27 protein-coding genes and 1 pseudogene are annotated in these 25,086 nt (G+C 65.7%); 11 read left to right on the top strand and 17 right to left on the bottom strand.

Translation table 11 applies throughout. The features are described 5' to 3' along the window. Positions 1–19: 19 nt before the first annotated feature. Positions 20–796, bottom strand: coding sequence for an SDR family oxidoreductase (locus R4P95_RS22860; protein ID WP_213574964.1), 777 nt, complete (start codon positions 794–796; stop codon positions 20–22). Between the two features lie 225 nt (positions 797–1,021). Here R4P95_RS22860 and R4P95_RS22855 point away from each other — a divergent pair, with 225 nt between their 5' ends. Both R4P95_RS22855 and R4P95_RS22850 read left to right on the top strand, forming a co-directional pair. Further along, the gene (locus R4P95_RS22855) at positions 1,022–1,966 is read left to right on the top strand and encodes a tyrosine-protein phosphatase (RefSeq protein ID WP_317745377.1); all 945 of its coding nucleotides are present in this window, start codon (positions 1,022–1,024) and stop codon (positions 1,964–1,966) included. Then, a complete protein-coding gene (locus R4P95_RS22850) occupies positions 1,966–2,352 on the top strand; it encodes a nuclear transport factor 2 family protein (protein WP_317745376.1) in 387 nt (128 codons plus the stop codon). Before R4P95_RS22855 ends, R4P95_RS22850 begins: the two co-directional genes overlap by 1 nt. Before the next feature lie 9 nt (positions 2,353–2,361). Here the strand turns inward: R4P95_RS22850 and R4P95_RS22845 are convergent, their stop codons facing one another. The 3 genes from R4P95_RS22845 to R4P95_RS22835 are packed head-to-tail and all read right to left on the bottom strand — an operon-like array spanning position 2,362 to position 4,037. Beyond that, positions 2,362–3,009, bottom strand: a complete 648-nt coding sequence (locus R4P95_RS22845; protein WP_317745375.1) for a nucleoside/nucleotide kinase family protein — start codon at positions 3,007–3,009, stop codon at positions 2,362–2,364. 54 nt (positions 3,010–3,063) lie between these two features. Continuing rightward, entirely contained in the window at positions 3,064–3,474 is a 411-nt protein-coding gene (locus R4P95_RS22840) for a DUF6114 domain-containing protein (RefSeq protein WP_317745374.1), read from the bottom strand. Continuing rightward, positions 3,468–4,037, bottom strand: coding sequence for a DUF6230 family protein (locus R4P95_RS22835; RefSeq protein WP_317745373.1), 570 nt, complete (start codon positions 4,035–4,037; stop codon positions 3,468–3,470). The genes R4P95_RS22840 and R4P95_RS22835 overlap by 7 nt, the downstream gene beginning before the upstream one ends. A 230-nt stretch (positions 4,038–4,267) precedes the next feature. On the opposite strand from R4P95_RS22835, the gene R4P95_RS22830 reads away from it, so the two are divergent. The 3 genes from R4P95_RS22830 (at position 4,268) to R4P95_RS22820 (ending at position 6,927) form a co-directional block, all read left to right on the top strand. After that, the gene (locus R4P95_RS22830) at positions 4,268–5,716 is read left to right on the top strand and encodes an HNH endonuclease signature motif containing protein (RefSeq protein WP_317745372.1); all 1,449 of its coding nucleotides are present in this window, start codon (positions 4,268–4,270) and stop codon (positions 5,714–5,716) included. Positions 5,717–5,764: 48 nt separating this feature from the next. After that, entirely contained in the window at positions 5,765–6,484 is a 720-nt protein-coding gene (locus R4P95_RS22825; protein ID WP_317745371.1) for a GAF and ANTAR domain-containing protein, read from the top strand. Between the two features lie 71 nt (positions 6,485–6,555). Beyond that, positions 6,556–6,927, top strand: a complete 372-nt coding sequence (locus R4P95_RS22820; protein WP_317745370.1) for a hypothetical protein — start codon at positions 6,556–6,558, stop codon at positions 6,925–6,927. On the opposite strand, the pseudogene glgX reads toward R4P95_RS22820, so the two are convergent. Continuing rightward, positions 6,887–9,048 (bottom strand): annotated as a pseudogene (glgX, locus tag R4P95_RS22815) (glycogen debranching protein GlgX). The gene R4P95_RS22820 and the pseudogene glgX sit on opposite strands and share 41 nt — an antisense overlap. Positions 9,049–9,191: 143 nt before the next feature. Between glgX and R4P95_RS22810 the strand changes: the two are divergent. The 5 genes from R4P95_RS22810 to R4P95_RS22790 all read left to right on the top strand — a co-directional run bounded on the left by R4P95_RS22810 (position 9,192) and on the right by R4P95_RS22790 (position 14,300). Then, positions 9,192–9,578, top strand: a complete 387-nt coding sequence (locus R4P95_RS22810) for an Hsp20/alpha crystallin family protein (protein WP_317745369.1) — start codon at positions 9,192–9,194, stop codon at positions 9,576–9,578. 105 nt (positions 9,579–9,683) lie between these two features. Continuing rightward, a complete protein-coding gene (dnaK, locus tag R4P95_RS22805; protein WP_317745368.1) occupies positions 9,684–11,534 on the top strand; it encodes a molecular chaperone DnaK in 1,851 nt (616 codons plus the stop codon). Then, positions 11,531–12,124, top strand: a complete 594-nt coding sequence (gene grpE / locus R4P95_RS22800; RefSeq protein WP_317745367.1) for a nucleotide exchange factor GrpE — start codon at positions 11,531–11,533, stop codon at positions 12,122–12,124. The genes dnaK and grpE overlap by 4 nt, the downstream gene beginning before the upstream one ends. 23 nt (positions 12,125–12,147) lie before the next feature. Next, positions 12,148–13,323: a molecular chaperone DnaJ gene (dnaJ, locus tag R4P95_RS22795; RefSeq protein WP_317745366.1), complete on the top strand. Its 1,176-nt coding sequence runs from the start codon at positions 12,148–12,150 to the stop codon at positions 13,321–13,323. A 95-nt stretch (positions 13,324–13,418) separates the two neighbouring features. Further along, complete coding sequence (locus R4P95_RS22790) at positions 13,419–14,300, top strand: metallophosphatase (protein WP_317745365.1); 882 nt, start codon at positions 13,419–13,421, stop codon at positions 14,298–14,300. Positions 14,301–14,365: 65 nt separating this feature from the next. On the opposite strand, the gene R4P95_RS22785 is transcribed toward R4P95_RS22790, so the two are convergent. Continuing rightward, on the bottom strand, positions 14,366–14,854 hold the full coding sequence (locus R4P95_RS22785) for a DoxX family protein (protein WP_317745364.1): 489 nt from the start codon (positions 14,852–14,854) through the stop codon (positions 14,366–14,368). A 92-nt stretch (positions 14,855–14,946) separates the two neighbouring features. Between R4P95_RS22785 and R4P95_RS22780 the strand changes: the two genes are divergently transcribed. After that, on the top strand, positions 14,947–15,621 hold the full coding sequence (locus R4P95_RS22780) for a helix-turn-helix transcriptional regulator (protein WP_317745363.1): 675 nt from the start codon (positions 14,947–14,949) through the stop codon (positions 15,619–15,621). 23 nt (positions 15,622–15,644) lie between these two features. Here R4P95_RS22780 and R4P95_RS22775 read toward each other — a convergent pair whose 3' ends face one another. The 11 genes from R4P95_RS22775 to R4P95_RS22725 form a co-directional block, all read right to left on the bottom strand. Next, positions 15,645–16,277 (bottom strand): GAF and ANTAR domain-containing protein, encoded by a 633-nt coding sequence (locus R4P95_RS22775; RefSeq protein ID WP_317745362.1) that lies wholly within the window; start codon positions 16,275–16,277, stop codon positions 15,645–15,647. 261 nt (positions 16,278–16,538) lie between these two features. Then, a complete protein-coding gene (locus R4P95_RS33650; RefSeq protein ID WP_397517700.1) occupies positions 16,539–17,156 on the bottom strand; it encodes a helix-turn-helix transcriptional regulator in 618 nt (205 codons plus the stop codon). Positions 17,157–17,257: 101 nt separating this feature from the next. After that, positions 17,258–17,752, bottom strand: a complete 495-nt coding sequence (locus tag R4P95_RS22765; RefSeq protein ID WP_213574929.1) for a hypothetical protein — start codon at positions 17,750–17,752, stop codon at positions 17,258–17,260. Positions 17,753–17,842: 90 nt separating this feature from the next. Further along, positions 17,843–18,178 carry a J domain-containing protein gene (locus tag R4P95_RS22760; RefSeq protein WP_317745361.1) on the bottom strand — a complete coding sequence of 112 codons (336 nt, stop codon included), beginning with the start codon at positions 18,176–18,178 and terminating at the stop codon, positions 17,843–17,845. A 61-nt stretch (positions 18,179–18,239) separates the two neighbouring features. Next, the gene (locus R4P95_RS22755; protein WP_317745360.1) at positions 18,240–18,509 is read right to left on the bottom strand and encodes a hypothetical protein; all 270 of its coding nucleotides are present in this window, start codon (positions 18,507–18,509) and stop codon (positions 18,240–18,242) included. Positions 18,510–18,534: 25 nt separating this feature from the next. After that, positions 18,535–18,954, bottom strand: a complete 420-nt coding sequence (locus R4P95_RS22750; RefSeq protein WP_109334788.1) for an Hsp20/alpha crystallin family protein — start codon at positions 18,952–18,954, stop codon at positions 18,535–18,537. Between the two features lie 144 nt (positions 18,955–19,098). Continuing rightward, complete coding sequence (locus R4P95_RS22745; RefSeq protein ID WP_317745359.1) at positions 19,099–20,514, bottom strand: MATE family efflux transporter; 1,416 nt, start codon at positions 20,512–20,514, stop codon at positions 19,099–19,101. Next, positions 20,511–21,581, bottom strand: a complete 1,071-nt coding sequence (locus tag R4P95_RS22740; protein WP_249354123.1) for a PLP-dependent cysteine synthase family protein — start codon at positions 21,579–21,581, stop codon at positions 20,511–20,513. Before R4P95_RS22740 ends, R4P95_RS22745 begins: the two co-directional genes overlap by 4 nt. Positions 21,582–21,590: 9 nt before the next feature. Next, positions 21,591–22,976: an alanine racemase gene (locus tag R4P95_RS22735; RefSeq protein ID WP_317745358.1), complete on the bottom strand. Its 1,386-nt coding sequence runs from the start codon at positions 22,974–22,976 to the stop codon at positions 21,591–21,593. Continuing rightward, positions 22,973–23,959, bottom strand: coding sequence for an ornithine cyclodeaminase family protein (locus tag R4P95_RS22730; RefSeq protein WP_317745357.1), 987 nt, complete (start codon positions 23,957–23,959; stop codon positions 22,973–22,975). The genes R4P95_RS22735 and R4P95_RS22730 overlap by 4 nt, the downstream gene beginning before the upstream one ends. Further along, positions 23,956–25,002, bottom strand: a complete 1,047-nt coding sequence (locus R4P95_RS22725) for a TauD/TfdA family dioxygenase (protein WP_317745356.1) — start codon at positions 25,000–25,002, stop codon at positions 23,956–23,958. The genes R4P95_RS22730 and R4P95_RS22725 overlap by 4 nt, the downstream gene beginning before the upstream one ends. Positions 25,003–25,086: the final 84 nt, after the last annotated feature.

Raw genomic sequence — 25,086 nt, 5'->3', positions numbered from 1 at the left:
TGGTGCTGATTAGCAGAAGTTATTGGCCCATCACATATTTCACTGTCGGTCCCGCGGTCCAGCCGCCGTCGACCGCCAGTTCCGCGCCGGTGACGTAGGCGGCAGCGTCGGACAGGAGGAAGCTGACGGCGCCGGCGATCTCCTCGGGTACGCCCACTCGCGCCATCGGGGTGTTGGGATAGTTGCCGTCGCCCTGCTGGATCCCGAGGTCGGCGGTCATCGGTGTGTACGTCATGCCGGGGTGAACCGAGTTGACTCGGATCTTGTCGGTGCCCAGTTCGACCGCCGCGATCTTGGTCAGTCCGCGGACGCCCCATTTGGAGGCGCCGTATCCGGCCGTGAGGGCCAAGCCCATGAGGCCGGCTGCGGAGGAGATGTTGACGATGGATCCGCCCCCGGCCGCCCGCATCGGTGCAATCACGGCCTGGATGCCGTTGAAGACACCGGTGAGATTGATGTCGAGGACGCGGCGGAAGTTCTCGGCCGTCTCGTGTTCGATGTACTGCCCGGCCGAAATACCTGCGTTGTTGACGAGGCCGTCGACCCGGCCGAACTCGCTGACCGTCAGGTCGACCGCGTCCTGCCACTGCTGACGGTCGGTGACGTCGAGATGGGCGTATCGGGCGCGTGCGCCCAGCTTTTCGGCGGTGGCGCGTCCCTCGTCATCGAGGACGTCCGCCACCACCACGCTTCCGCCCTCGTCGATGATCCGGGCGGCGAAGGCGGCACCGAGCCCGCGCGACGCTCCGGAGACGATCACGACCTTCCCCGCTACCTGCTGTGGGATCTCGGTCATCTCAGCTCACATCCTCGTCTCGTGACAAATTTCGTTCGTCGGCACGCCGGTGCCGACGGCCCGAGTCTGCTGCGGATGTCTCCGCCCGGGGAACGGGTTCTCCCGGTCATCGGAATAACTCGTAGCCACGGGAAACGCCGGGGCACTGTGATGTGGATTACCCGCTGACGTTCCGCGCAAGCCAGACGGAAGCGGATCTCGCGACATTCCGACGAAAGGTTCTTCATGTCTCGTAGTGCAAAATCCACCGCCGCTGTGCTGATCACCGGTGGCGTCCTGTTCACCGGCCTGAGTGGTCCCGCGGCCGTGTCAGCGCAGCCGCTCTCGCCACCGGGAATCAGCCTCCCCGATTTCGGTTCCCTGGGTAATGCACGACCCGTCGTCGAAACACCGCGTCTGGCGTCGGTCGACAACTTCCGGGACGTCGGCGGAACCGGGCAGGGGTACGCCACCGGGAAGGGTGACCACGTCACGAGGGGTGTGTTCTACCGCTCTAACGCGCTCGTGCCCAACGACCAGGATCTCGCCGTGCTCACCGGCCTGCGCCTGACCGCCGTGTACGACGTCCGCACGGTCGAAGAGGTCGCCGCGAAGCCGGACAGGCTCCCCGCCGGACCGCGCTACCTCGGCATCCCCATTCTCTCGGGTGATCTGGGCGCCGCAGTGGCGCAATTGAAGTCACCCGCCGATGCGGTCGCGTTCATGCAGAATATGAACCGCAGCTTCGTCGACGACGCGGCCACCCGAGCGGGATTCGCCCAGTTGCTCACCGAAATGGCCCGTACGGCCGGGCCCCAACTGTTCCACTGCACGGCGGGCAAGGACCGCACCGGTTGGGCGTCCGCGCTGCTGCTGTCAATCGCGGGAGTGCCCGAGGGCACCATCTTCGACGACTACCTGCTGACCAACGAGTACACGGCCGCGTCGATGAAAGTGACGTACGACCAGATCGTGGCTTCTCGAGGCGAAACCGTCGCGCAGATCTATAAGCCTCTGCTGGGGGTCGACCGCAGCTATCTCGAGGCTGGGCTCGGCCGGCTCGCCGAGAAGTACGGCACAGTCGACCGCTACCTCACCGAAGGACTGGGACTGAGCCGAGGAACCATCGAAACGTTGCGGCACAAACTGATCACCGCACCGGCACCGCAACCGAGAAACGGAAACAACTGATGACACATCAGGAACTGCTCACCGCCGACGTTATCCGGACCGCCGTCACCAACTACCTCGACGCCGTGTCCTCGGGCCCGTCCAGCACCATCGCCGCACTGTATGCGGAGGACGCCACCCTCGAGGACCCGGTGGGCGGCGAGGCCCGGGTGGGGCGCGAAGCGATCGAAGCCTTCTACGGCGCCCTCGACGGCGTCGACTGCAAAACTGAACTGCTGACCATACGGGTGAGCGGCAACAATGCGGCTTTCCATTTCCGGGTCGTTACAGAAATCGACGGTAAGGCTTACGCCATCGAACCCATCGACGTCATGACCTTCGACGACCGCGGAGCCATCACCAGCATGCGGGCGTACTGGTCGCCGACGGACATGACCGAGCTCTGAGCATGTCCGTCACCCGTTGTCGATGATCAGGTCCGCGCGCCCGCGCGTTTCGGCCACCATCGACGCGTTGATCTCGTCGGTGCCGTGAGCCCAGGCGTGGGCCGCGGGACCCGATTTACCGGCCGCGCGGTGCCGATCGATCAGACGCGCCAACCTGAGCTCGCGTGGGGTGTCGAGATACCAGACCTCGTCCATCACCGAACGCGCGCGCGGCCAGGCACCTGAATCGGCGAGCAGATAGTTGCCTTCGGTGAACACCACGTCGACGGCGCGCGGCACTGCGATCGAGGCAGCCACCGGATCGCCGAAGGCGTGGTCGAAGTCGGGCGCGTAGACGACGTCCTCGTCGCGGCTGCGCAGCCGCTCCAGCAGAACGGCGAACCCGGCGTCGTCGAAGGTGTCGACAGCACCTTTGCGATCCACCGACCCCAGCGCGCGCAGCACGGTGTTGCTGAGGTGGAAACCGTCCATCGGGACCACCACCGTCCGAACCCGCCTCGGCAGGGCCGCCGCAACCTCGGTGACCAACGTCGATTTCCCCGTGCCGGGCGGTCCCGTCACCCCGACGATCAGGCGCTGCCCCGGCACCCGAAGTCCGAGCACGCGCCGGGCCAGCTCGTGGGGGTCGGCGGAACCCGCGACCGCGTGGTTATCCATGGTGCGCCCGTCTGATCGTGCCGGTCAGTCTGCGGTGAGAGTAGTCGGCGGGCTTCATGGTGCGGCTGTCTCAGCCGGTGGCGCGCCGGAACGATCCGTCCAGGCGAGGGTGGCGGCGGCACCCAAAACACCCATGAGCGTTCCGACACCGAAGCCGCCGAAATTGGCGGCCGGAAGCGCGACGAGAGCGAGGAGCATCGCGCCTCCACCTGCCGCGACCCGCGTCTTCGGCCGTACCAGCACCGAGCCTGCACACAACAGCATGGAGGCGCCGAGGAACAGCGTGGACACTCCCGAGATGGTGCTGATCGAAATCAGAAGATCACCGACCTCGACGGTGGAGTAGGCGGGAAGCAGGAGGAACACAGCGGAGACAGTGAGCATGACCGCGCCCCCGAACGGGCGCATGCCGCGCCAATGCCGGAAGCGTTCCCTTCGGGTGAGGGGTGGTTCAGGTGTCAGCAACTCTTCGCACCCATCTCCGAGCTGATGGTGAAGTCGCGCAACGACAGTGAGGTCGCGGTGAGGGACACTCCTTCCAGGCGGGCACCCGTCATCGACGATTCAGCCGCCACCATCCCCGACGTGACCACACCCTGTACGTCCCCGGTAGCCGAGACATCAGCGCCCATCGCGACGTTCGAGATTCCGATCGAACCACCGACGACGGACGCATCGGCGACGAGATCGCGGGCGGTCGTGCCGTCACCCGGGACCCGCAGGAACATCGTGACGTCCCCGACCAGGGGCAGGCCGTGTGCGACCGTCGAGAGGCACACGTCGGTCAGTCGAGCGGACTCGATCAGGATCGCGACCGTGGGCACCTGCCCTGCCTTCGTCTCGACCTGGCGAGGAAAGACGGTGATGCTTTCGCCCTCCACCGCCGACATCGTCCCGACGAACCTCTGACCCGACAGCGCAACGTTCATAGGTAGTTGTCCGTCGGCTATCCCGGCGCCCAGGATCGTGGCGGCGAGCAACCCGCCGGACACGATCGCTGCGAAGCGTCCCTTACGTAATGCTCCCATTCGTTATCGCCGACTCTGGGGTGCTGAAGCGGAATTGGGCATGGTGGCGGTCATTAATCTCCTGAGTGAGCTGGCCGGCGTGGGAAGGGAGCGGGCTCCGTCCCGGGGCTGCATGCTCAACCGCGGCCGCAAGGCTAACAGCCGGCAAATCATGCCGCAAAGTCGACAGGGCTTGCGGTGGGATCGATGGGAGGGCTAAGGTAGAACATACGTTCGAATTGGGGGGTTCGATGGCGGGTGGGAATTCAGTTGATGCACGCGACGCCGGGACGGTCGGTGTCGCTGACGTGCGCGCGGTGGTGGACCGCTTGCGCGTCGTCGAGCGCCACTGTGATGATGGTGTGCGGGTCGATCTACTGCGGGCGTTGGAAGAATTGAAAGCGGCCTGTGCGGGGGCTCAGGCTCGGGTAACCGCGGATTTCGCTTCCTCGCAACAGGAAGCAGCCGGGTCGGCGAAAGTCCCTGTGTCGCAGCGCGGGCGGGGAATCGCGGCGCAGGTGGGACTCGCGCGACGGGACTCACCTTGGCGAGGGAACCGGCACCTGGGCATGGCGACGGCGTTGGTACACGAAATGCCCTTCACTCTGCGGTTGCTCGAACGCGGACTGCTCAGTGAATGGCGAGCGACGTTGCTCGTCAAGGAGACGGCCTGCCTGTCCCGGGAAGACCGGACAGCCCTGGACCGCCAATTGTGTGAAGATCCGGCCACTTTGGACGGTCTCGGGGACCGTGCGGTCGCGGCCAAGGCCCGAGCATGGGCTGCAGAGGTGGACGCGGCAGCGGTGGTGCGCCGCGCCCGGCAGGCCCAATCCGATCGGCGGGTCTCCTGCCGTCCGGCACCGGACACGATGGCGTATGTGAGCGCCTTGTTGCCGGTAAAGCAGGGTGTCGCGGTGCAGACGACGTTGTCGCGGGACGCAGCCGCTCTCATCGCAGCCGGGGACGGGCGGGGTCGAGGTCAGATCATGGCGGACCTGCTCTTCGAACGGGTCACCGGCGCCGGTGCCGCTTCGGGATGTGCGGTCACGGTGAATCTGGTGATGTCCGACCACACCCTGCTCGCCGGCGGGTCCGAGCCGGCGCACCTGCAGGGGTACGGCCCCGTGCCCGCCGCACTGGCTCGGGAATGGGTCGGCAAGGGTGTAGGTGGCGAGGCAGCCGGAGGTGGCGAGGCAGCCGGAGGTCGCGAGACCGGGAGTCGTGATGCAGCTGGAGGTCGCGAGACCACGGGCGCAGCTCCGTCTGCCGAGCCAATGATGTTGCTGCGGAGGGTGTACGCGTGCCCGGAGTCGGGGGCGCTCACCGCGGTGGAGTCGCAGGCGCGGAAGTTCCCAATGGGGCTGGCGCGCATGATCGACCTGCGCGACCGCACGTGCCGCACGCCCTGGTGTGATGCGCCGATCCGGCACCACGACCACATCAGGTCGTGGCACAAGGGCGGGCCGACGTCGCTCGAGAACGGGGCAGGATTGTGTGCGGCATGCAATTACGCGAAGCAGGCTGTCGGCTGGCACGCGGCCACAGCGAAGCGGCGGCAGGGGGAGGTACACGCGTACGACTTCCTCACCCCGACCGGGCACCGCTACAAGTCGATCGCACCGCCTCTCCCGATACCGATGTCGGACGTCGTCGATCCGATTATCGGGGACCAACCCGTCGCGTACGACGAGTCGGCCTGATGGGAGGTAGGGCGTTTGCCCGACAGTGTGCCGGGGCACGCTGGAGAAATGACGCACGGAGAGGATCCAGCTCACCGCAACGACGATCCTGCGCTGATGTTGCTCGGCCGCACCCGTGCATTGTGCGAGGGGTGCCTGGACGCGGTAGGCGTGGATGGGTCGGCAATCGCCGTGTTCGCTGGTGACACCACTCGTGACCTGGTGTACGCCACCAACTCGACCGCCGAGCGCCTCGACGAATTGCAGTTCACCCTGGGCGAGGGGCCGTGCCTCGCCGCGTACCGCTCCCACAGGCCCGAGCTTCATGCCGATATGGCCGATCCCGCCGTATCGGCGCGGTGGCCGGCGTTCGCGCCGGAGCTGGTCGCGCTCGGGGTCCGCGGCATCTACGCCTTTCCGCTCGGACTGTGGAACGGGGGACGAGTCGGTGTCCTCGAGCTGTACAGCGACAAGCCCCGGACGCTCGACGGTGCCCAGTACCGCGCCGCCGAGGGCTGCGCCGCGATGCTCGGTCCGACCGTGCTCGAGGAGCTCGACCCCACTCGCTACCCGTCGGTCTGGACGGATCCGGCGTTGTTCCCCCACGGCAATGTGCATGTCGCGGCGGGCATGATGGCGAGCCAGTTACGTATCTCGCCGGCTGATGCGATCTCCCGGCTGCGGGCGATGGCCTTCGCCGAGGAGCGCAGGATCACCGCACTTGCGGAAGACATTATCGCCGCTCGTGTGACATTTCCTCCCGAGGAGCCTCGTGGTGGGCGCGGATGAACCTGTGTGTGGGGCGCCGAAGGTGGGTAAGCGGTCCGTCGAGTCGGGTCCCTACACGCTCAGGAGAAACTATGCGCAAATTCGCAGCAGGCATCGCCGCGGCCGTACTGTCGGCCGGCATCATCCTCGTCGGAGCGGGTACCGCTGCCGCGGAACCTGTCCCGGACGGGACCTATCAGGGAACCACTGACGCGCCCGGAGGCGGACTGATCTGGAAGGGCAAGACCTTCCGGAACGGCACGGTCACCAACAATTTCGTGTTCGGTCTCAGTGGACTGAGCGGCAACTACTACGAAGATGCGGCGGGCAGAACCGTCATCGATTACGGCCCCTCGGGTCTCGGATTCCTCACTGACACGATGGTGGCCAACGGGGACGGCTCCTACACCGGCACCACGTACCTCAATGGCAATCAGGTCGGAGGTTTCCGGTTGGCGAGGTAGGACCGACAGTGCGGGCCCGGTTCAGTCGGTTCGCCTGAGCAGTAACACTGCGCGTGGGCACCTCGATGTCGGCTCCGGCGAGGAATATCGCCTTCGGCTGTTCGGCCTCGGGCAGTCGGGTGTCGACGACGAGCCCCCAGGACTTTCCGTACTCGATCGACGGCAGTGGAAAGGTGATGCTGTCGTGATGAGCGCTGAGGTACAGCAGGAACGAGTCGTCGGTGACGGGTAACCCGTAGTCGTCGGGGTCGGGAATGGCGTTGCCGTTGAGGAAGATTCCTACGGCACGACCGAAGTCGGCCAGTCCTGCTCGGTCATCTCGCTTCCGTCCGGGCGCGGCCAGGCGATGTCGGGGAGGTGGTCGCGCCGTCGTTGCACGGGGCGGCCTTCGAAGAACCGTCTCCGGCGGAACACTGGGTGCTGGGTGCGTAGCTGCGCGAGCCGCCGGGTGAACGCGAGGAGGTCCTCGTCGGTTGCGGCCCAGTCGACCCAGGTGATGGCGTTGTCCTGGCAGTAGGCGTTGTTGTTGCCTTTTGGTTGCGGCCCAGTTCATCACCGTGGCTGAGCATGGGCACACCCTGCGACAGCAGGAGAGTGGCGAGGAAGTTCCGGCTCTGCTGCGCGCGGAGCGCGAGTATCTCCGGGTCGGTTGTCGGGCCCTCCGCGCCACAGTTCCAGGAGCGGTTGTGGCTCTCACCGTCGTTGTTGTTCTCGCCGTGGCGTCATTGTGTTTGTGGTTGTAGCTGACCAGGTCGCGGAGCGTGAATCCGTCGTGGGCGGTGACGAAGTTGATCGAGGCGACCGGCCGTCGACGGGTGTGCTCGTACAGGTCGGCGGAGCCGGTAATGCGGGACGCGAACTCGCCGAGCGTCCCGGGCTCGCCCCGCCAGAAGTCGCGGACGGTGTCGCGGTAGCGGCCGTTCCATTAGGTCCACTGGGGTGGGAAGTTGCCCACCTGGTACCCGCCGGGACCGAGGTCCCACGGTTCGGCGATCAGCTTCACCTGGCTGATTACCGGGTCTTGCTGCACGAGCTCGAAGAAACTCGCCAGCCGATCGACCTCGTAGAAATCGCGCGCGAGTGAGGCGGCGAGATCGAAGCGGAAGCCGTCGACGTGCATTTCCAGTACCCAATATCGGAGTGAGTCCATCAGGAGTTGCGGCGCGTGCGGGTGACGCACGTTGAGGGTGTTTCCGGTTCCGGTGTAATCCATGTAGTACCGCCGGTCGTCGTCCACGAGACGGTAGTAGGCGGCGTTGTCGACCCCGCGGAAGCCGAGGGTCGGACCGAGGTGGTTGCCTTCGGCGGTGTGGTTGTAGACGACGTCGAGGATGACCTCGATCCCCGCCTGGTGGACGGCCCGGACCATCGCCTTGAATTCCTGGACCTGGCCTGCCGGTGATCTGCTCATCGCGTACTTGGCGTCGGGCGCGAAGAAGCCAATGGTGTTGTAGCCCCAGTAGTTGGATAGTCCGCGCTCCTGCAGAAGCGCGTCGTCGGCGAAGTGGTGGACCGGCATCAGCTCGAGTGCGGTCACCCCGAGGTTGCGGAGATGTCCTAGGACGGCCGGGTGTCCGAGGGCCGCGTAGCTGCCTCTCATTTCCTCCGGTACGGCCGGATGCAGCGCTGTGAGCCCTTTGACGTGGGCCTCATAGAGGACGGTGTCCGCGTAGGCATGCCGTGGAGGCGATCGGTGCCCCCATCGAAGAAGGGGTTGATCACCACAGATATCGGCATGTGCGCCGCGGAGTCCTCGTCGTTCCGGCTGTCGGGGAAGCCGAAGTCGTAGCCGAACAGTGACTGATTCCAGTCGAACCGCCCGTCGATCGCCTTGGCGTAGGGGCCGAGCAGAAGCTTGTTCGGGTTGCACCGGGCTCCCGCGGCCGGATCGAAGGGCCCGTGCACGCGGTACCCGTAGCGCTGGCCGGGTTCGACGCCCGGGAGGAAGGCATGCCAGATGAAGCCGTCCAACTCGACGAGTTCGATCCTCGTTTCGGTGCAGGCGGTGTCGAACAGGCACAACTCCACCCGTTCGGCGACTTCACTGAACAGTGCGAAGTTCGTGCCCGACCCGTCGTACGTCGCCCCCAGGGGATAGGCGGAGCCCGGACGAAGCAGCATGAGCCCCCTTCGGTGGTCGGTCGGATGGAAATGAAGGCGTACGTCGAGCGAGTTTCCGGGCCGGAGGGGAATAAAACCTGAGTGTGATGCGCTCAACTTTGCACACGCTTCGCATTGACTCGTGGACGAGGAGGTCGAGGACGATGGCATCGCCAATTCGCCGACATGCCGATGTGGCACAGTCGGGCCCCTTCCGCATCTGGGACTCATGGACCCCGGCCGTGACCGTGGAGGAAACTGCCGACTCCTACGTGGTCGAAGCCGTCGTGCCCGGCGTTCCCCGCGAGAACATCGACGTGAACCTGAGCGGTAACGAGCTGTCGATTGAGGGTGAGATCACCGAACGCAAGCGTGTCGGCCTGATCCGCCATCAGACCCGACGCACCGGCCAGTTCCGCTACCGGGCGACCCTGCCGCGTGAGGTCGACGGCGACAAGGTCGCCGCTTCGCTCGAGGACGGGGTGCTGCGCGTCGAAATCGGGAAGGCTGAGCCTGAGCGGGCCCGACGGATAGAGATCACCTCGGGCTGACTCGGCAGGGCCGGAAACCTTGACTGACCAGCTCTGGAGTCGGAAAATTGAGTCCAACAGGCTCAACTCTGAAACACGCAGTCTTTCCATAACTGAGGAGGAAAAATGGCACGCGCGGTCGGTATCGACCTCGGTACAACCAACTCGGTCGTGTCAGTGCTCGAGGGTGGCGACCCGGTGGTGGTTGCCAACTCGGAAGGGTCCCGGACCACGCCCTCGGTGGTCGCGTTCGCCAAGAACGGTGAGGTGCTGGTCGGCCAGCCCGCCAAGAACCAGGCGGTCACCAACGTCAGCCGGACGGTGCGGTCGGTCAAACGCGAGATCGGCACGCCGTGGACGGTGGAGATCGACGGCAAGAAGTACACAGCGCAAGAAATCAGTGCCCGGGTTCTGATGAAGCTCAAGCGTGACGCCGAATCGTATCTGGGCGAGGACATCACGGACGCCGTGATCACCGTCCCCGCCTACTTCGAAGACGCCCAGCGTCAGGCCACGAAGGAAGCCGGCCAGATCGCCGGCCTGAACGTGCTGCGCATCATCAACGAGCCCACCGCCGCGGCACTCGCCTACGGCCTCGACAAGGGCGACAAGGAACAGACCATCCTGGTGTTCGACCTCGGTGGCGGCACCTTCGACGTCTCACTGCTCGACATCGGCGAGGGTGTCGTCGAGGTTCGCGCCACCTCCGGTGACAACCACCTCGGTGGTGACGACTGGGACCAGCGCATCGTCGACTGGCTGGTCGACAAGTTCAAGGCGCAGAACGGCATCGATCTGACCAAGGACAAGATGGCGCTGCAGCGCCTGCGTGAGGCGGCGGAGAAGGCGAAGATCGAGCTGAGCTCTTCGCAGAGCACCTCGATCAACCTGCCCTACATCACCGTCGACGCGGACAAGAACCCGCTGTTCCTCGACGAGCAGCTCTCGCGCAGCGAGTTCCAGAAGATCACCTCCGATCTGCTCGACCGCACCCGCGCCCCGTTCCAATCGGTGATCAGGGACAGCGGTATTGCGGTCAAGGACATCGACCACGTCGTGCTCGTCGGTGGTTCCACCCGCATGCCCGCCGTCTCCGACCTGGTCCGGGAGCTCACCGGCGGTAAGGAACCGAACAAGGGTGTGAATCCGGACGAGGTCGTCGCGGTGGGCGCTGCCCTGCAGGCTGGTGTCCTCAAGGGCGAGGTCAAGGACGTGCTGCTTCTCGACGTCACGCCGCTCTCGCTCGGTATCGAGACCAAGGGTGGGGTGATGACCAAGCTCATCGAGCGCAACACCACCATCCCGACCAAGCGGTCCGAGACCTTCACCACGGCCGACGACAACCAGCCGTCGGTGCAGATTCAGGTGTTCCAGGGCGAGCGCGAGATCGCCTCGCACAACAAGCTGCTCGGCTCGTTCGAGTTGGCGGGTATTCCGCCGGCTCCGCGCGGGGTGCCGCAGATCGAGGTGACCTTCGACATCGATGCCAACGGCATCGTGCACGTGACGGCGAAGGACAAGGGCACCGGCAAGGAGAACACGATCAGGATCCAGGAGGGCTCCGGTCTGTCCAAGGAAGAAATCGACCGGATGATCAAGGATGCGGAGGCGCACGCTGCCGAAGACTCCCGACGGCGCGAGGAGGCCGAAACGCGGAATCAGGCCGAGTCGCTGGTGTACCAGACCGAGAAGTTCATCAAGGACAACGAGGACAAGGTTCCCGATGACGTCAAGGGCAAGGTGCGGTCGGCGATCAAGGAAGTGCAGGATGCTCTGGCCGGCACCGACATCGGTGCGGTCAAGTCCGCGGTCGAGAAGCTGGCCACGGAGTCCCAGTCCTTGGGTCAGGCACTGTACGACACCCAGGCGCAGCAGGGCGGCGCGCCCGGCGGCGACGGGACCACGGGGTCCGATGGATCCGAGCAGGTGTTCGATGCGGAGGTGGTGGACGAACCCGGGAGGGAGGATGCGCGATGAGCACTGAGCGCACCAACGGGAAACAACCACCGCGAGAACCGATTTCGATCACCGATAAACGCCGGGTCGATCCGGAGACCGGGCAGGTTCGAGAGCACACGCCCTCGCAACCCCCGGTCGCCGGCGGTCGGAGCCAGTCCGCCGCCGGTGGGAGGACGGGCGCGCCCGACGAGGATCGAGTGGCGGAGCTGACCGCCGATCTGCAACGACTGCAGGCCGAGTTCGCGAACTACCGGCGGCGGGTCGAACGCGATCGGCAGGTCACCGCCGAGATCACGAAGGCTTCCATAGCGGAGAAGTTCCTCGGAATCCTCGACGACCTCGACCGGGCACGCAGCCACGGCGACCTCGAGCACGGACCACTACGCGCTATCTCGTCCAAGATCCGGGCCACGCTCGCGGACCTGGGGGTGGCCGCATTCGGCGAGGAGGGCGATCCGTTCGATCCGACTCTGCACGAGGCAGTTCAGCACGAGGGCGACGGGCACGAGCTCGTCGTGGGAAGTGTGCTGCGTCGCGGCTACAAATTCGGTGACCGCAAAGTGTTACGGACGGCGATGGTCACCGTGGTGGACGCTCACCGATCGTAGGCACTGTGAAAGGAGGATGCCCGGTGACGCAGCAGGAATGGTTGGAGCGGGACTTCTACGCCGATTTGGGCGTCCCCTCTGGTGCGTCGGCGGACGAGATCAAGAAGGCGTACCGGAAGTTGGCCCGCGAACTGCATCCGGACGCCAATCCGAACGACTCCTGCGCCGAGGAACGGTTCAAGTCGGTCAGTGAGGCGCACGCCGTGCTGTCGGACCCTGCCAAACGTAAGGAGTACGACGAGACGCGGCGGCTGTACAAGGCAGGAATGTTCGGTAATACGGGATTCCGCCCAGGCCCGACCGGCACCTCGCGTATGAGCGATTTCGACCTCGGCGATCTTTTCGGGAACGGATCGCACTTCACGACTGCCGATGCCGGCTCGATGAGTGACGTGTTCGGTGATCTGTTCCGGAGTCGCCGACAGACCACCCGGACGCGCCCACGGCGGGGTCGCGATATCGAGACAGAGACGCATCTATCCTTCCGGGATGCGGTCAACGGTGCGGTCGTACCCTTGCGCATCAGTGGACCGACGGTGTGTACCACCTGTCATGGCAGCGGTTCTCGTCCAGGAACTCATCCGCGTCGGTGTCCCTACTGCGGTGGTTCCGGCGTGCTCAACCGGAACCAAGGCGGGTTCGGGTTCAGTGACGCCTGCGACGAGTGCCGTGGCACCGGCTCGGTGGTCGATTCTCCGTGCTCGGACTGTCACGGAGCCGGGGTCGCGAACCGCACCCGCACCATCTCGGTGCGCATCCCCGCCGGGGTGAGTGACGGGCAACGAATCCGGCTTCCCGCACAGGGTGAGCCGGGTCTGCGGGGCGCGCCGTCGGGCGATCTGTACGTGAATGTGAAGGTGGATCCCGACCCTGTGTTCGCCCGCGCCGGTGACGACCTGACGGTGACGGTACCGGCGACATTCAGCGAATTAGCTTTGGGCACAACGATCTCGGTTCCCACTCTCGACGGTCGTGTCAGCGTGAAGATTCCGGCTGGTACTCCGACCGGTCGCACGTTCCGATTGCGCGAGCGTGGCGTACCACGCCGCAGCGGACCACCCGGAGATCTGCTGGTGACCGTGGAGGTCGCCGTGCCGTCCCGGTTGGATCAGCATGCGGTCGATGCGCTGCGCACCTACGAGAAGGCCGAGAAGGCGGCGGGATTCGATCCGCGCGCCCACTGGCCCGGGCGCGGGTGATGCCCTAGCTTGCTGCAGTTCGGTACAAGGTTGGTACGCCGGCGGAATGGGTATCTCCTACACGATGATGGGGATTTCCGGAACGGAGGTGGGCTGTGGACAGCTTCCTGGCCACCCCAAGGCGGGTGGCGGTCGCGGGGGACTGGCACGCCGACACCGACTACGCCGTCGGCGCGATCGCCCGTGCGGGAGCACGCGCCGCCGATGTGATCGTCCAACTCGGCGATTTCGGTTACACGTTCCGCCCCACATACCTCGATAGCCTCGACGCCGCCCTCGCGGAGGAGGGCGTGGTCCTCGGCTTCGTCGATGGCAATCACGAGGACTTCGACTGGCTGTTGCAACAACCGATCGCCGACGACGGACTGCGGTACCTGCGGGAACGCATCGTCCACCTGCCGCGGGGGCTGCGCTGGCAGTGGGGTCAGCTGCGGTGCCTGGCGGTGGGCGGGGCATGCTCGCTCGACAAGATACTGCGGACCCCGCACACCTCGTGGTGGCCGCAGGAAGCCCTGAGCGCCGACGAGGTCGGCGCCATTACCGCCGCTGGTGGCGCCGAGGTGATGTTCTGCCATGACTGTCCCGCCGGAATAGCCGTCCCCGGGTCGGCTCGTCGTGAGGCCGGTGTGCCACCCGACGAGTTGCGCGCGACGGCAGAGAATCGGCAGCGACTTCGGAAGATCGTCGACGGTGTACGGCCGAACCGATTGTGGCACGGTCATTTTCACCAGCGCTATCAAAGTCTCCTCGACGCCGGGGACTATCGCACCGTCATCGACGGGCTGGGCCGCAACAGCGATCCGATCGATAACAATATGGTCGTCGTCGATATGGCGACGCTCGGCAGGCACCCCGCGGTGACACCCGCGTCCGGCGACGGGCGGGTCAACCCGTTCGCCGACGCGGACGCCGTTACCCCCACGCGGCCGCTCAACCGGGTTCTCGAGTCCAGGCATCGAGGAGACACTCCGGCCTGACCGTGGGGATGTCCACCCGACGGGCCGGGGACTCGTCGAGTGGACGGGGAACTGAGGGGGTCCGGTTACGCGGCTGCGAAGTTCGTGGCCGGCGCAGTGCGTCGGTGCCACGCCGGGTCGTACACGTGGGCCAGTCGGCCGAGGGTCGCTGCCGCGAGCATCAGGCCGAAGTCGCGCAGTGCGATGTCGTAGAAGCCCGGGTAGCTCAGCAGGTTGACGATGATCCCGGCGAGCCAGGCGGCGACGATATAGGCCGCGTATCGCGGTTTGATCGCGACAGCGATCCCGGCGACGATTTCGATCACTCCGACCACCAGCATGGTCTGGTGGGCGCTGAGGGGGACGATGTCGACGATCCACGGTGCCAGGTAGTTCTCCCAGGTGGTGAGCAGATTGGTGAACTTGTCGAGGCCCATGATGATCGGCAGCACGGTGAAGCCGATGCGTAGCAACAGGAATGCGCCATAGGCAGGGTCGCTGCGTGCGCGTTGCACGGCGGCACCGAGGGAATGTTCAGGGACTGCTGACGAGGAGCGTGGCGTCGGGGCGTTCATCACTGATCCTTCTGTAAAAGTAATAGGAACTGTTTTTAGAATCCGCCCGTGCGCACCTATTTGTCAATAGTTCTTGGTGATAGAGTCGGGGCATGTCGTCCACAGCCCGATCCGCTGCGCCGGCGGCTCTGGCGGCGCTGAGTAATCTGGACGATCCGTTGCGGCGCAAGCTGTACGAGTACGTCACCGAAAGCGCCACGCCGGTTTCCCGCGAGGAAGCGGCGGCGGCCGTCGAGATCGGTCGAACCCTCGCGGCCTATCACCTCGACAAGCTCGCCGATGCCGACCTGTTGACAATCAGCTACCAGCGGCCTGCCGGACGGGGCGGTCCTGGGGCCGGGCGTCCTGCGAAGCTGTATGCCCGGGCCACGAAGGAGATGGCCGTCAGTGTGCCGCCGCGGGACTACGAACTGCTCGCCCGGTTGCTCGTCTCTTCGGTGGAACAGGATGCCGGCGGAGCCGTTCGGAACGCGGTGAACGAGGCGGCGTTCGATGCCGGACGGCGATCTGCCGCCGAGTCCGGGCACAATCTTCTCGCAGCGCTCCGAAGCTGCGGCTACCTGCCTCAGGTAGCTGACGACGGCCGAGTCGAGTTACGCAACTGCCCGTTCCATCTCGTCGCCCAGGACCATCTGGACGTGGTGTGCGGGCTGAACTTACGGCTCGTCGAGGGAATGATCGCCGGAAGCGCCGAACCAAGTGCGCGGGCCGTACTCGATCCGCGACCCGACCGGTGCTGTGCAGTGGTCGACCCTCCGGAGTCCTGACTGTCTGCCTCGACCCGAGCCGATCACAACGACGGCGCAGTGAAGTTGCGCATGAAGTTCCGGGCTACTTCGTGAACTTTCGTGTTGGTGCGTTGGGAGATCTTGGCGAGCCGTTCGAATGCCTGGTCGCTCGAGATTCCGTGGATGGCCATCAGTACGCCTTTGGCCTGGTCGATGTCGGCGCGTGACCTCAGCGCATTCTGAAGCTGGAGGACTTGGTGGTGTGCGCGCTGCCAGCGGAGTGCATTGGCGATGGCCGCAGAGACCGCCGTGGTGAGCAGCCGCACCAGTTGTTCGTCGAAGGGGTCGAAGGCTTCCGTGTGATAGCTGTACACGTTGAGAGATCCGATGAGTTCGGAGTGGTGGGCTCGGTCGTCGAGGAGTACGGGTACCGAGAGGTAGGCGTGAATTCCGGCCGCCTCTGCTACGGCGGTGAATTCGGGCCATTCTTCTCGGTGTCGGCCGACGACCGCGCGAACCGGCTCTCGTGTCTCGGCGGCTTGTAGGCACGGCCCGCGGCCCGCGGCGTACTGGCATTCGTCGATGGCGGCGATAGCGTCGTCGGTCGTGGCAACTGTGTCCGGGACCCCATCGACCAGGCGGGTGACGCTGGCGGCATCTGCCTCGGGGAGTGCCGTGACGGCGGTGTGCGCCACTCGCTCCAAGCCGTCTCGAGTGGTTCACAGGCGACTGCCTCGTCGCGCAGCGCATTCAGCGCTCCGGTGACGACGTCCAAGGCGTGCGTTACCTCGGTCAGCGGCAATCCCCCGATAGATTGCTCGGTCATCTCGCCCTCCTCGACGGGTGTCGGGACTGGTCGACCTGACACGGCGCCTCGTCGCGGCTATGGTCTCGACGCTACGCCGTGAGGCCGTGGGCGAGGCTGTTCATCCGGCAGTTTTCTGCTGCGTCGAGGCCTATTCTTCGGCGACTTCTCGGTCGTCGTCCATGGGCACGGCGAAAGCCTGTTCCCACGCGTCGGCCTCGGGTGCGTCCCACCTGCCGGATGTGGGCGGTATCAGCTCGGCGACTGGGGCTGCCGACTGCTGTTGTTCGAGTCTGTCGGCCTCGGGAGCGTCCCACGACGACCGCGAAGTCACGGGCTGCTCGTCGGCGATCGAGCGGCTCCCTGCATCGGTGGGGTCGGCGGGTTGTGCTTCTTCGAGCTGGTCGGCTTCCGGAACGGCATCGGAGAGGTCGATGTCCATGGTCGGTGTCCTTTCTGCTCGTAGCTGTGCGTTGTCGGCAGCGAGGCGGGTGTTGTCCCGTTGAAGTTTCTCGGTTCGTCGCTCGAGGTCCAGAATCCGGCCGATTCCGGCCAGGTTGACGCCGGCCTCTATCAGCTCGGAGACCCGCTGGAGGCGTGCTAGGTCGTAGTCGCTGTAGCGGCGGTTACCTCCGCTGGTGCGTGCCGGGGTGACCAGTCCGTACTGCTCGTAGAAGCGCAGCGTTTGGGCCGCGATGCCCGACAGTTCGGAGGCGACGGAGATGCCGTAGAGGCCGCGCCGGGATTTCGGAAGGATTTTCCTCGGCATAACGCCTCCTCGGGAGCGGAATTCTCGCTGCCTTCGATTTACCCGATAAAACTACCTACACTGTAATAAACCTACAGTAAATGCTGCAGGGTATCTCGCCGTCACCGGGGCGGCAGGTCGGGGAATGTGGACGTCTCAGCCTCGAGCATGGCGTTGAGCCAGATCAGGGCCTCGACCAGAGTGGTGGCACGCACCGCTGGATCGGATTCGCGTTCGGCCGCCGCGAGCTGCGCACGGGCGGCGGCGCGATCGTCGGCCAACAACGCCAGCACCGACCGGCCTACCCGGCCCTGTCCGGGAGGCAGATCGCCGGCACCCACCGTACGGCCGGCGGTGGTACGGACCTCGAGGACGAAGGATTCTCCATCCGCCGCCTCGCCGAGGCGCGCGACGACCACGTCCGCAAGCGCGGTGACAACCCAGGTCAGTACATCGCCGTACAGGGCCGGCCCAGGCAGCGAACTCCCGGGCGACTGCACAAGCGGGGACAACTCCGCAGAGAGCGCCGCGTAGTCTCGATCGGCGACCAGCGCGATCAGATGTCCGGCGACAAACCTTGCCTCCGGATACGCCCGGCCACCGCCGTCCGAAGCCATGAGCGACGAATACCCATCTCGATGGGGAACACGCACCCAGGGCTGGATCAGGCAGGTCGGATCAGGCAGGCGTTCGCTACTGCGCAGTCGTCAACGGTGACGCCGGACCGGCCCGGCCCGGAACATCGGTGTCGGGTCGCTCGATGCGTGGTGGCGGACGCGAATAATCGTTGGTGGGATCCCTGCACGCGGTGGCGCCACCAGGCTCTGCCGGTCGTATTCGGCGCGACGGAGCGGGTCACGGAGCACGGCGTATGCGGCCAGTAAGTGTTGCAGCGACTCGTCCGAAGGCTGGGTGTCGAGTGCGGCTTCGCGGGTGTCGGGGTGAAACTGCCGCAGTCTACGGCGGTACGCGCTGGTGATCTCGCTCTGGGTTGCGCTGCGTGGCAGCCCGAGGATGTCGTAGAAGTCGGTGCGGGTGTTCATAATCGGCGTATCTCCTTGCCGTCACCTCCACCCGCCCGCCGTCGCACTTCCCAACTCTTCGTCACGTCGGAGGGGAGCGCTGCTTTGCGCGGATTTCCGGCACCGGCGCCGCGGACGGCGTCCAGGGTGCCGACGGGAGTGGGAGGGGGCGAGGCGATCCGGTCGTACCCACAGTCACCCACCTGAGCAGGACGACGGCCTGCGGCGTGAGCGCCTCGGCGAGGAGGCGGTCGGAGTCGGCGACGAGCAACTCGTACTCGATCTCCGACCACGACCGAATCTCGCAGTTGGTCGGCTCCGAAATGTAGGGACTGGTGGCTTCCGGTGTCATCGCGATCGCCCCTCCCCGGTCAGGGTCAGGCGTTGACTGCCTTCTTCTCTGTGTTGGTACCGATTTCGATCTTGCGCGGCTTGGCCTTCTCGGCGACAGGGATGGTCAGGGTCAGCACCCCGGCGTCGTAGCGAGCCTCGATCCGGTCGGTGTCGAGGTTCTCACCGAGGAACAGTTGCCGGCTGAATACGCCCCGTGGCCGTTCGGCCGCCACCATTTCCTTGTTTTCGTCCCGACTCGGCCGTTCGGCGTGCACGGTGAGAACGTTGCGTTCGACATCCAGGGTCAGCGAATCGGCGTCCACTCCCGGCAGGTCGAATTCGACGATGAACTTCTCACCTTCTCGCCAGGCGTCCATGGGCATCACTGCCGGGCGGGCAGCGGTACCGAGGATCGACTGGGTCAAACGGTCGAGGTCGCGGAACGGATCTGTGCGCATCAACATCGTGTCCACCTCCAGAAAACCCTCTCGTTGTGACAGGTTACCTGCAGCAGATGCTGTAGATTCGTTATAGCATCTGGCGTAGGTGAAAACAAGAGATCTGCCAAGAAAATTCCTGGTGGGAGTCCCTTTTCTAGTCCTTCCGGACTACGAAGCGGGTTGAGTCTCGATCGTTCGTAGACGCTGCTGAAACGTGCGCAGCAACAGGATCGCCGCGGTCAGCAATCCGCAAGAAAGACCAATCCACATGCCGTACGTGTCGAGGCCGAAGCCGAAGGCGAACAGAAGGCCGACCGGCAAACCCACCAGCCAGTACCCGATGAGGGTGATACCGAAGCTCGAGGCCGTATCGCCCACCCCGCGCAGCAGTCCGATACCGATGTTCTGCGCGGAGTCGGCGAACTGCTGGAAGATCGCGATCGCGAGGAGCACCGTCGCGATGGACACGGCCGTGGTGTCCGAGGTGTCCATGAACAGCGACAGCACCCAGGTCGGTGCCAGGAGATACACGACACCGACGACCGCGATGACGATTGCCGCGTGGGAGAAGGCGACTCGGGCGGTCAGACGCGATTTGATCGCCTCACCGAGTCCGACGAATCGACTGACCAGGATCGACGAACCGTGCGAGATGCCCACTGACACCTGGAAGACAATGTAGGTGAGCTGGTTGACCACGGTATGGGCGGCCAGAGCGGGAGCGCCGAAGCTGCCGATGATCACCGCGGTCACCGAGAACAGACCCGCCTCGCTGCCGTAGGTTCCGGCGATCGGGACCCCGAGACGGAGGATCGTCCGTACGGTCTCGGGCCGGGATCGGTGCATGGCGAGGCTGAGCATTGGCGACAGCACGTCGTCGCGGCGCACCATGGCCGCGAAGATCCCGAAGGTCAGCAGGTACACCAGCGAGGTGGAGACACCGATGCCCGGCAGGCCGAGGGCGGGAAGCCCGAAGGTGCCGTAGATGAAGGCCCAGTTGAGGGCGATGTTGAAGAGCACCGACAGGATGGTGATGACGAGCAGCGCCTTGGGCCGCCGCATGCCGACGGTGAACTGGCGGATCACCTGGAACCACAAGCACGGCACCAGGCCCGGGGCGAGCGCGATGAGCATCGGCAACGCCATGTCGAGAACCTCGGCGTCCTGGCCGACGAACCGGAGACCGTAACCGAGCCCGACGAGCAGGATGCCGCCGAGGATTCCGGCGACCGTGGCGATGAGGAAGCTCGACCGGACGATGTCGCGAACCTCCTCCGCGGTGGCCTCGGAGGGTGTGGTGTCGCCCGTCCGCTCACCGCGGCCGACAGCCCCGGAGATGAGGTTGCCGACGGCTGTCACCAGCCCGACGCCCATGGTGCGTAACTGATTGAACAAGGTGATGGCCAGACCGCCTGCCGCGAGGGCCTGGATGCTGATCAAGCCCATCATGACGGTGTCGGTGGTGGTGAGCGCCACCTGCGCGAGCTGGGTCAGGGCGATCGGCGCAGAGAGATAGGCGAGTTCGCGACTGGTCTGCCGGTAACTCTGTGTGGGCGCGATGGTTCCTGTGCTTTCGTGTGTCATGCGTACTCGATCGGCGACTGCTCGCGGGCGGACCGGCTTGCCGGTACTCCGGCCGCATCGAGCTTCTCGTCCACGCGCAGCTCGGCGGTGAGGTCGAGGAGTTCGTGGCGTGTCATCCATTCGTCGTCGAAGACTGTATCAAGGTACTTCTCGCCACCGTCGCAGACGATCGTGACGACGGTGCTGCCGGCGGGCAGCGTCGGGAGGACATCGAGCGCGGCGAAGATGGCGCCACCGGACGAACCACCGACCATGAGCCCGTTCCGCCGGGCCAGAGCCCGAGCGGTCGCGAAGGCGTCGACATCGGACACCTTGACGCCCTGGTCGAGAAGCGAGTAATCGACTGCGGTTCCGATGGTTGCTCCGGGAGGAGTGCCGGTGCCCGACTGGTGGTACGGCCCACCGGGTCCGCCGAAGGCGATGGATCCGACGGGTTCGACACCGATGACGGTGGTCGACTGCCCGAGCCGCCGCAGTTCGCGCGCCGTCCCGAACAGCGAGCCGCCGGTTCCGACCGCGCAGACCAAGGCGTCGATCGGCGAGGCCGCGTCGTCGAGGAGCTCCGCGGCGAGGGCGCGGTAGCCCACGGCGTTGCTCGGGTTGTTGTGTTGCTCGGGGAACCACCCGTCTGGATCCGCCGCGGCCATCTGCTCGGCGAGGTCCTCACGGGCCGAGGTGGCGAGCTCGGTTTCGCCGTCCTCGGTGACGAAGTGCAAGTGGGCGCCCATTGCCCGCATGGAACGCAGCTTCTCGGCGCTGGCGTGGTTGTCGACGACGGCGGTGAAGCGGTATCCGCGTTCCGCCGCGACCACAGCCAGCCCCAGTCCCGTGTTGCCCGAGGTCGATTCGATGATGTGGCCTCCGGGACGCAGCAGCCCCGCGACCTCGGCATCGATCACCATCTGGCGCGCCATCCGGATTTTCATGGACCCGGTCGGATTGAACTGCTCGAGTTTGAGGAGATAGCGTGTCCCGTTCTCGAGGGTGCACAGCTGTAGCAGGGGAGTGGAACCGATCAGATCCGACACTCGGCTGACGACGCGGGCGGTAGTGGCAATGGTCTCCACTGTCTTCTCCTAATTGCTGGTGGGGCGGTCGAGTTCCCAGGCGGGTCGGCCGTCGACGAGTGTGATGACGACCTTGGGCGGGACGGGGGTGTCGTGAAACGCGGATTCGTTCGAGTCCATCTGGTAGCCCGCGGTGTTGTGGTACACCAGGAAATCGCCTGGGGCGGGTCGGTGCGGGAACTCGATCACTCGCCAGGTAAGCATGTCCGATTCCAGACAGGTCGCGGCCCCGACCGACGCGAAGAACGGGATGCGGTCCTCGGTAGGCGTCGTTGCGGACACCAACTGAGGGTCCGGGAGGAATTCGGTGTCGAACCACTGTTCGGACAGGCTCAGGCTCGTGCCGTTGACGACGATCATTCCGGGATCGCGTTCCTTGACTCCCAGCACGGGGAACACGGTGATCCCGGCGCGGTCCAACAGGGCGCGACCCGGTTCGGCGAAGAACGAGATGCCGTGGTCCTGGCCGAACTGGGCCAGCGATTTTCGTCCCGGCGCGGGTTCGGTGAGGATGGCCCGCAAGGCGTGCGCTCCGGTGATCGCCGAGTGGTACGGGTAGTAACTGTCGAAGCGCTTACCGGCATGAAATGCGTGGGCCGATTCGCCCGTGAATCGCTGCCAGTCCTCCTGCGGCACATAACTGATGGGGTACCCGCCCCCCAGGCTGATCGTTCCGGCGGCGAGCCCCTGCGCGCGGGCGGCACGGAGGCGTTCGACCAGCTGGCCGGCCTGATCACGACGCTCGGGAATGCTGTACCCGGAGAGGTGGAAGCTGTACCCGAGCATCGTCACGTCAGCCGAGCGATCGAGCGCAAGCTGTTCGGCATACCGCAATTCGTCGTCGTTCATCCCGAATCGGCTGGTTTCCGGCTGCGGAAGAACACGGAAAAGGACCCGCACGCCAAGTCCGTCGGACAGGTCGGCGAGTGACCGGAGCTCGCTCGGGGAATCGATGGTGACGACGGCGTCGTGCCGCACGGCCAGAGCGAGAAGTTCGGCCGGCTTGGCGGGGCCGGTGATCAACAGGTCGCTGCCCCGCACCCCCGCCGCGAGGGCTTGACGAAATTCCCCGGCGCTGGCCACATCGATACCGAAGGTGCCCGAACGTCCGGCGCGGCGGTCGGTGGTGACGAGGTCGGCGACGGCATCGGCGAAGGCGTTCGCCTTGTTGGCCTTCTTCCCGAAGTAGACGGTCCCGTCCACCCCTGCCTCGTCGAAGACGGCCGCGAAGCTGCGGGCGTTGTGTGAAAATTGTGCCGGGTCGAGAAGATGCACGGGCCCGCCGCCGAATCCCCGCACGAGGGCGCGCAACAGCGCCCGGTCCGCGGTGACGGTGTCGGTCCAGGGGGTGGTCAATGCCGGCAGTCGCACCGACCGCAGGATGCTTCGGGTCATGACCACAACTCCAACGGGCTGCCGAGGCCTTGCTCACGTGCCTTGTGTGCGAACAGGAGCCCGAGCGCGATGTCGGTGACCACGAGTCCGCTGTTGTAGGCGAATACCCGGTCCGTCGCCGAAAGGCGGGGCAGCGCCCGGCCGGCCAGAATGTCGGGCAGTTCAGCATCCACCGAACGCAGGACTCCGTCCGGGCCGGCCATGTCGGTACCGGTGGTACGCATCTGTTCGGCGTTGGTGGCCACCACATAATCCGCGCCCGACAGGGTCGACGGCGACAGACCGTAACCGACGAGGATGGAGAGCGCGCCAGGGACGAGCCAGTCGGCTTCGATCCGCGCGGGCGTCGCTTCACCGGCCACAGCGAGGATCACGTCGGCCCGGCGGGCGGACGCCTCGAGATCGGTACTGACCGTGACCGTGCGGTCCGGGTACTGACGAGCCAATTCTTCTCGGACCGCAGCAATTCCGTCCGGATGTGTGCCGAAGAGTTCGAGGTGGGTGAACTGTGGGTGTGCGGTGAGCGCCAATGGCAGTGCGAACCGCCCCTGCGTTCCGGAACCGACGACGAGGACGGTGGACGCGCTCGGTGCCGCGCAGGCCCGGATGATCAGCCCCGATACGGCCGGCGTACGCAGGGCGCCGATGCGCCCGCAATCCATCAGGGCGATCGGGAGTCCGGTGGCGTCGTCGTACAGCGACAGCGTGGTGTAGTAGCGCTTGCTCGTACGATCCCGGTCCGGGTCGAACTTGTACGAGGTCTTGAAAGCCACGGTGGAGCTCTGCCCGTCTCGGGCGAGCATCGAGTAGGCCACCGAGTGTTTGTCGGCGGGAGCGACGGTCAGCTTCCCGGGATTCGTCGACTCTCCCGCCGCCAGAGCGCTGTACGCCTGCTCGACAGCGGCGAGCACCTCACCGGAAGACACCTCGACCTTGTCGAGATCGCTCGCCGTCAGCGTCAGGATCGGATGGGGTGCGCTCATCGGCTCGCGCTCCTGACGGAGTAGATCGGATGAACTCCCGACGGGTCGACGACGTCCTCACCGTACCCGTCCTCGAAGTCCTCGGCCGGGGGTCGATGCCGGCCCGGGACCCGCACGTTGATGCGCTTGAGCCACCGGTCCGTGCCGTCGTAGCGGGGTGTGAAGGGAACCCGCCCGTGCACGATGACATCGTTGTCGATCATCAGCACCTCCCCGGCGTCGAGGGAGATCGTGCGGGCATGGCGTGCGAGTTCCTTGGACAGTCGGGCGTAGGCGCGCCGATACCGTTCGGGAGCCGTGTCGAGTGGTGTGTAGGCCGGGTCGTAGCGCAGGCACAGCCCGTCCTCGCCGACCCAGAGTGTCGGCAGCGCAAGGGCATTGCCGCCGGGGACCGCAGTGGGCACGCCAGCCGCCGGGTTGGTCTCGTAGGAGGCGTCCGGGAGGATCGGCACCGTGGCGCTCGCGAGTTCGACGAACTCGGCGGGTTCGAGTTCCACTTCCCGGATCGAGGAGATGGTCGTGCCGATCCGGTCGTGATTACGCATCCCACCGAGCAGAAGGAAGTGGCACCGGCCCGGGTGGAATGCGTCCTCGGTGTGCGGTTCGAGCAGGACGGTACTGCTCGCTCCCGTCTGTTCCGTCTCGTGTCCCGGAGACGGGACGATGTTGTTGACCAGCCGGCCCTCCTGCTGGCCGGACCACCCGAAGGGGGCGCCGACGACATGCGCGAGAAGCAGCATCAGCACGTCCCACTCGGCCGTTCGGTGGGGATCCACGTCGTTCCATCGCGCGGGGGTGGGACCGATTGCCCGATCGTCGATCTCGAACCCGGACAGCACCTGGAATCCGAGTCCGCGCGGCTCCATGGTGCACGCCTCGCGGACCTCGGCGGGCAGCGTTTTCGCGATGTCCGCTGCCTCACCGATCAGATCGGGATTGTCGACGGTGCCGTACGCCGACACCACCGCCGCGAGAAGGTCTGCAGTGGCCGCCGCTCCGGCAACCGAGATGGCACGCGTGGTCAGTGTTGATGTTGTGGGCATGGAGTATCCAACTTTCGGTCAGACGATCGAGAACCGTCGTTGCTGAGAAGAAAGTGTTGTGTGAGTGCGAGATTCGAGAAGGCT

The sequence above is a fragment of the Rhodococcus sp. IEGM 27 genome, assembly GCF_033142305.1.
Taxonomy (GTDB): domain Bacteria; phylum Actinomycetota; class Actinomycetes; order Mycobacteriales; family Mycobacteriaceae; genus Rhodococcus_F; species Rhodococcus_F oxybenzonivorans.
Note: the sequence above shows the minus strand (reverse complement) of the source record. Positions and strands in the feature narration are given on the sequence as shown.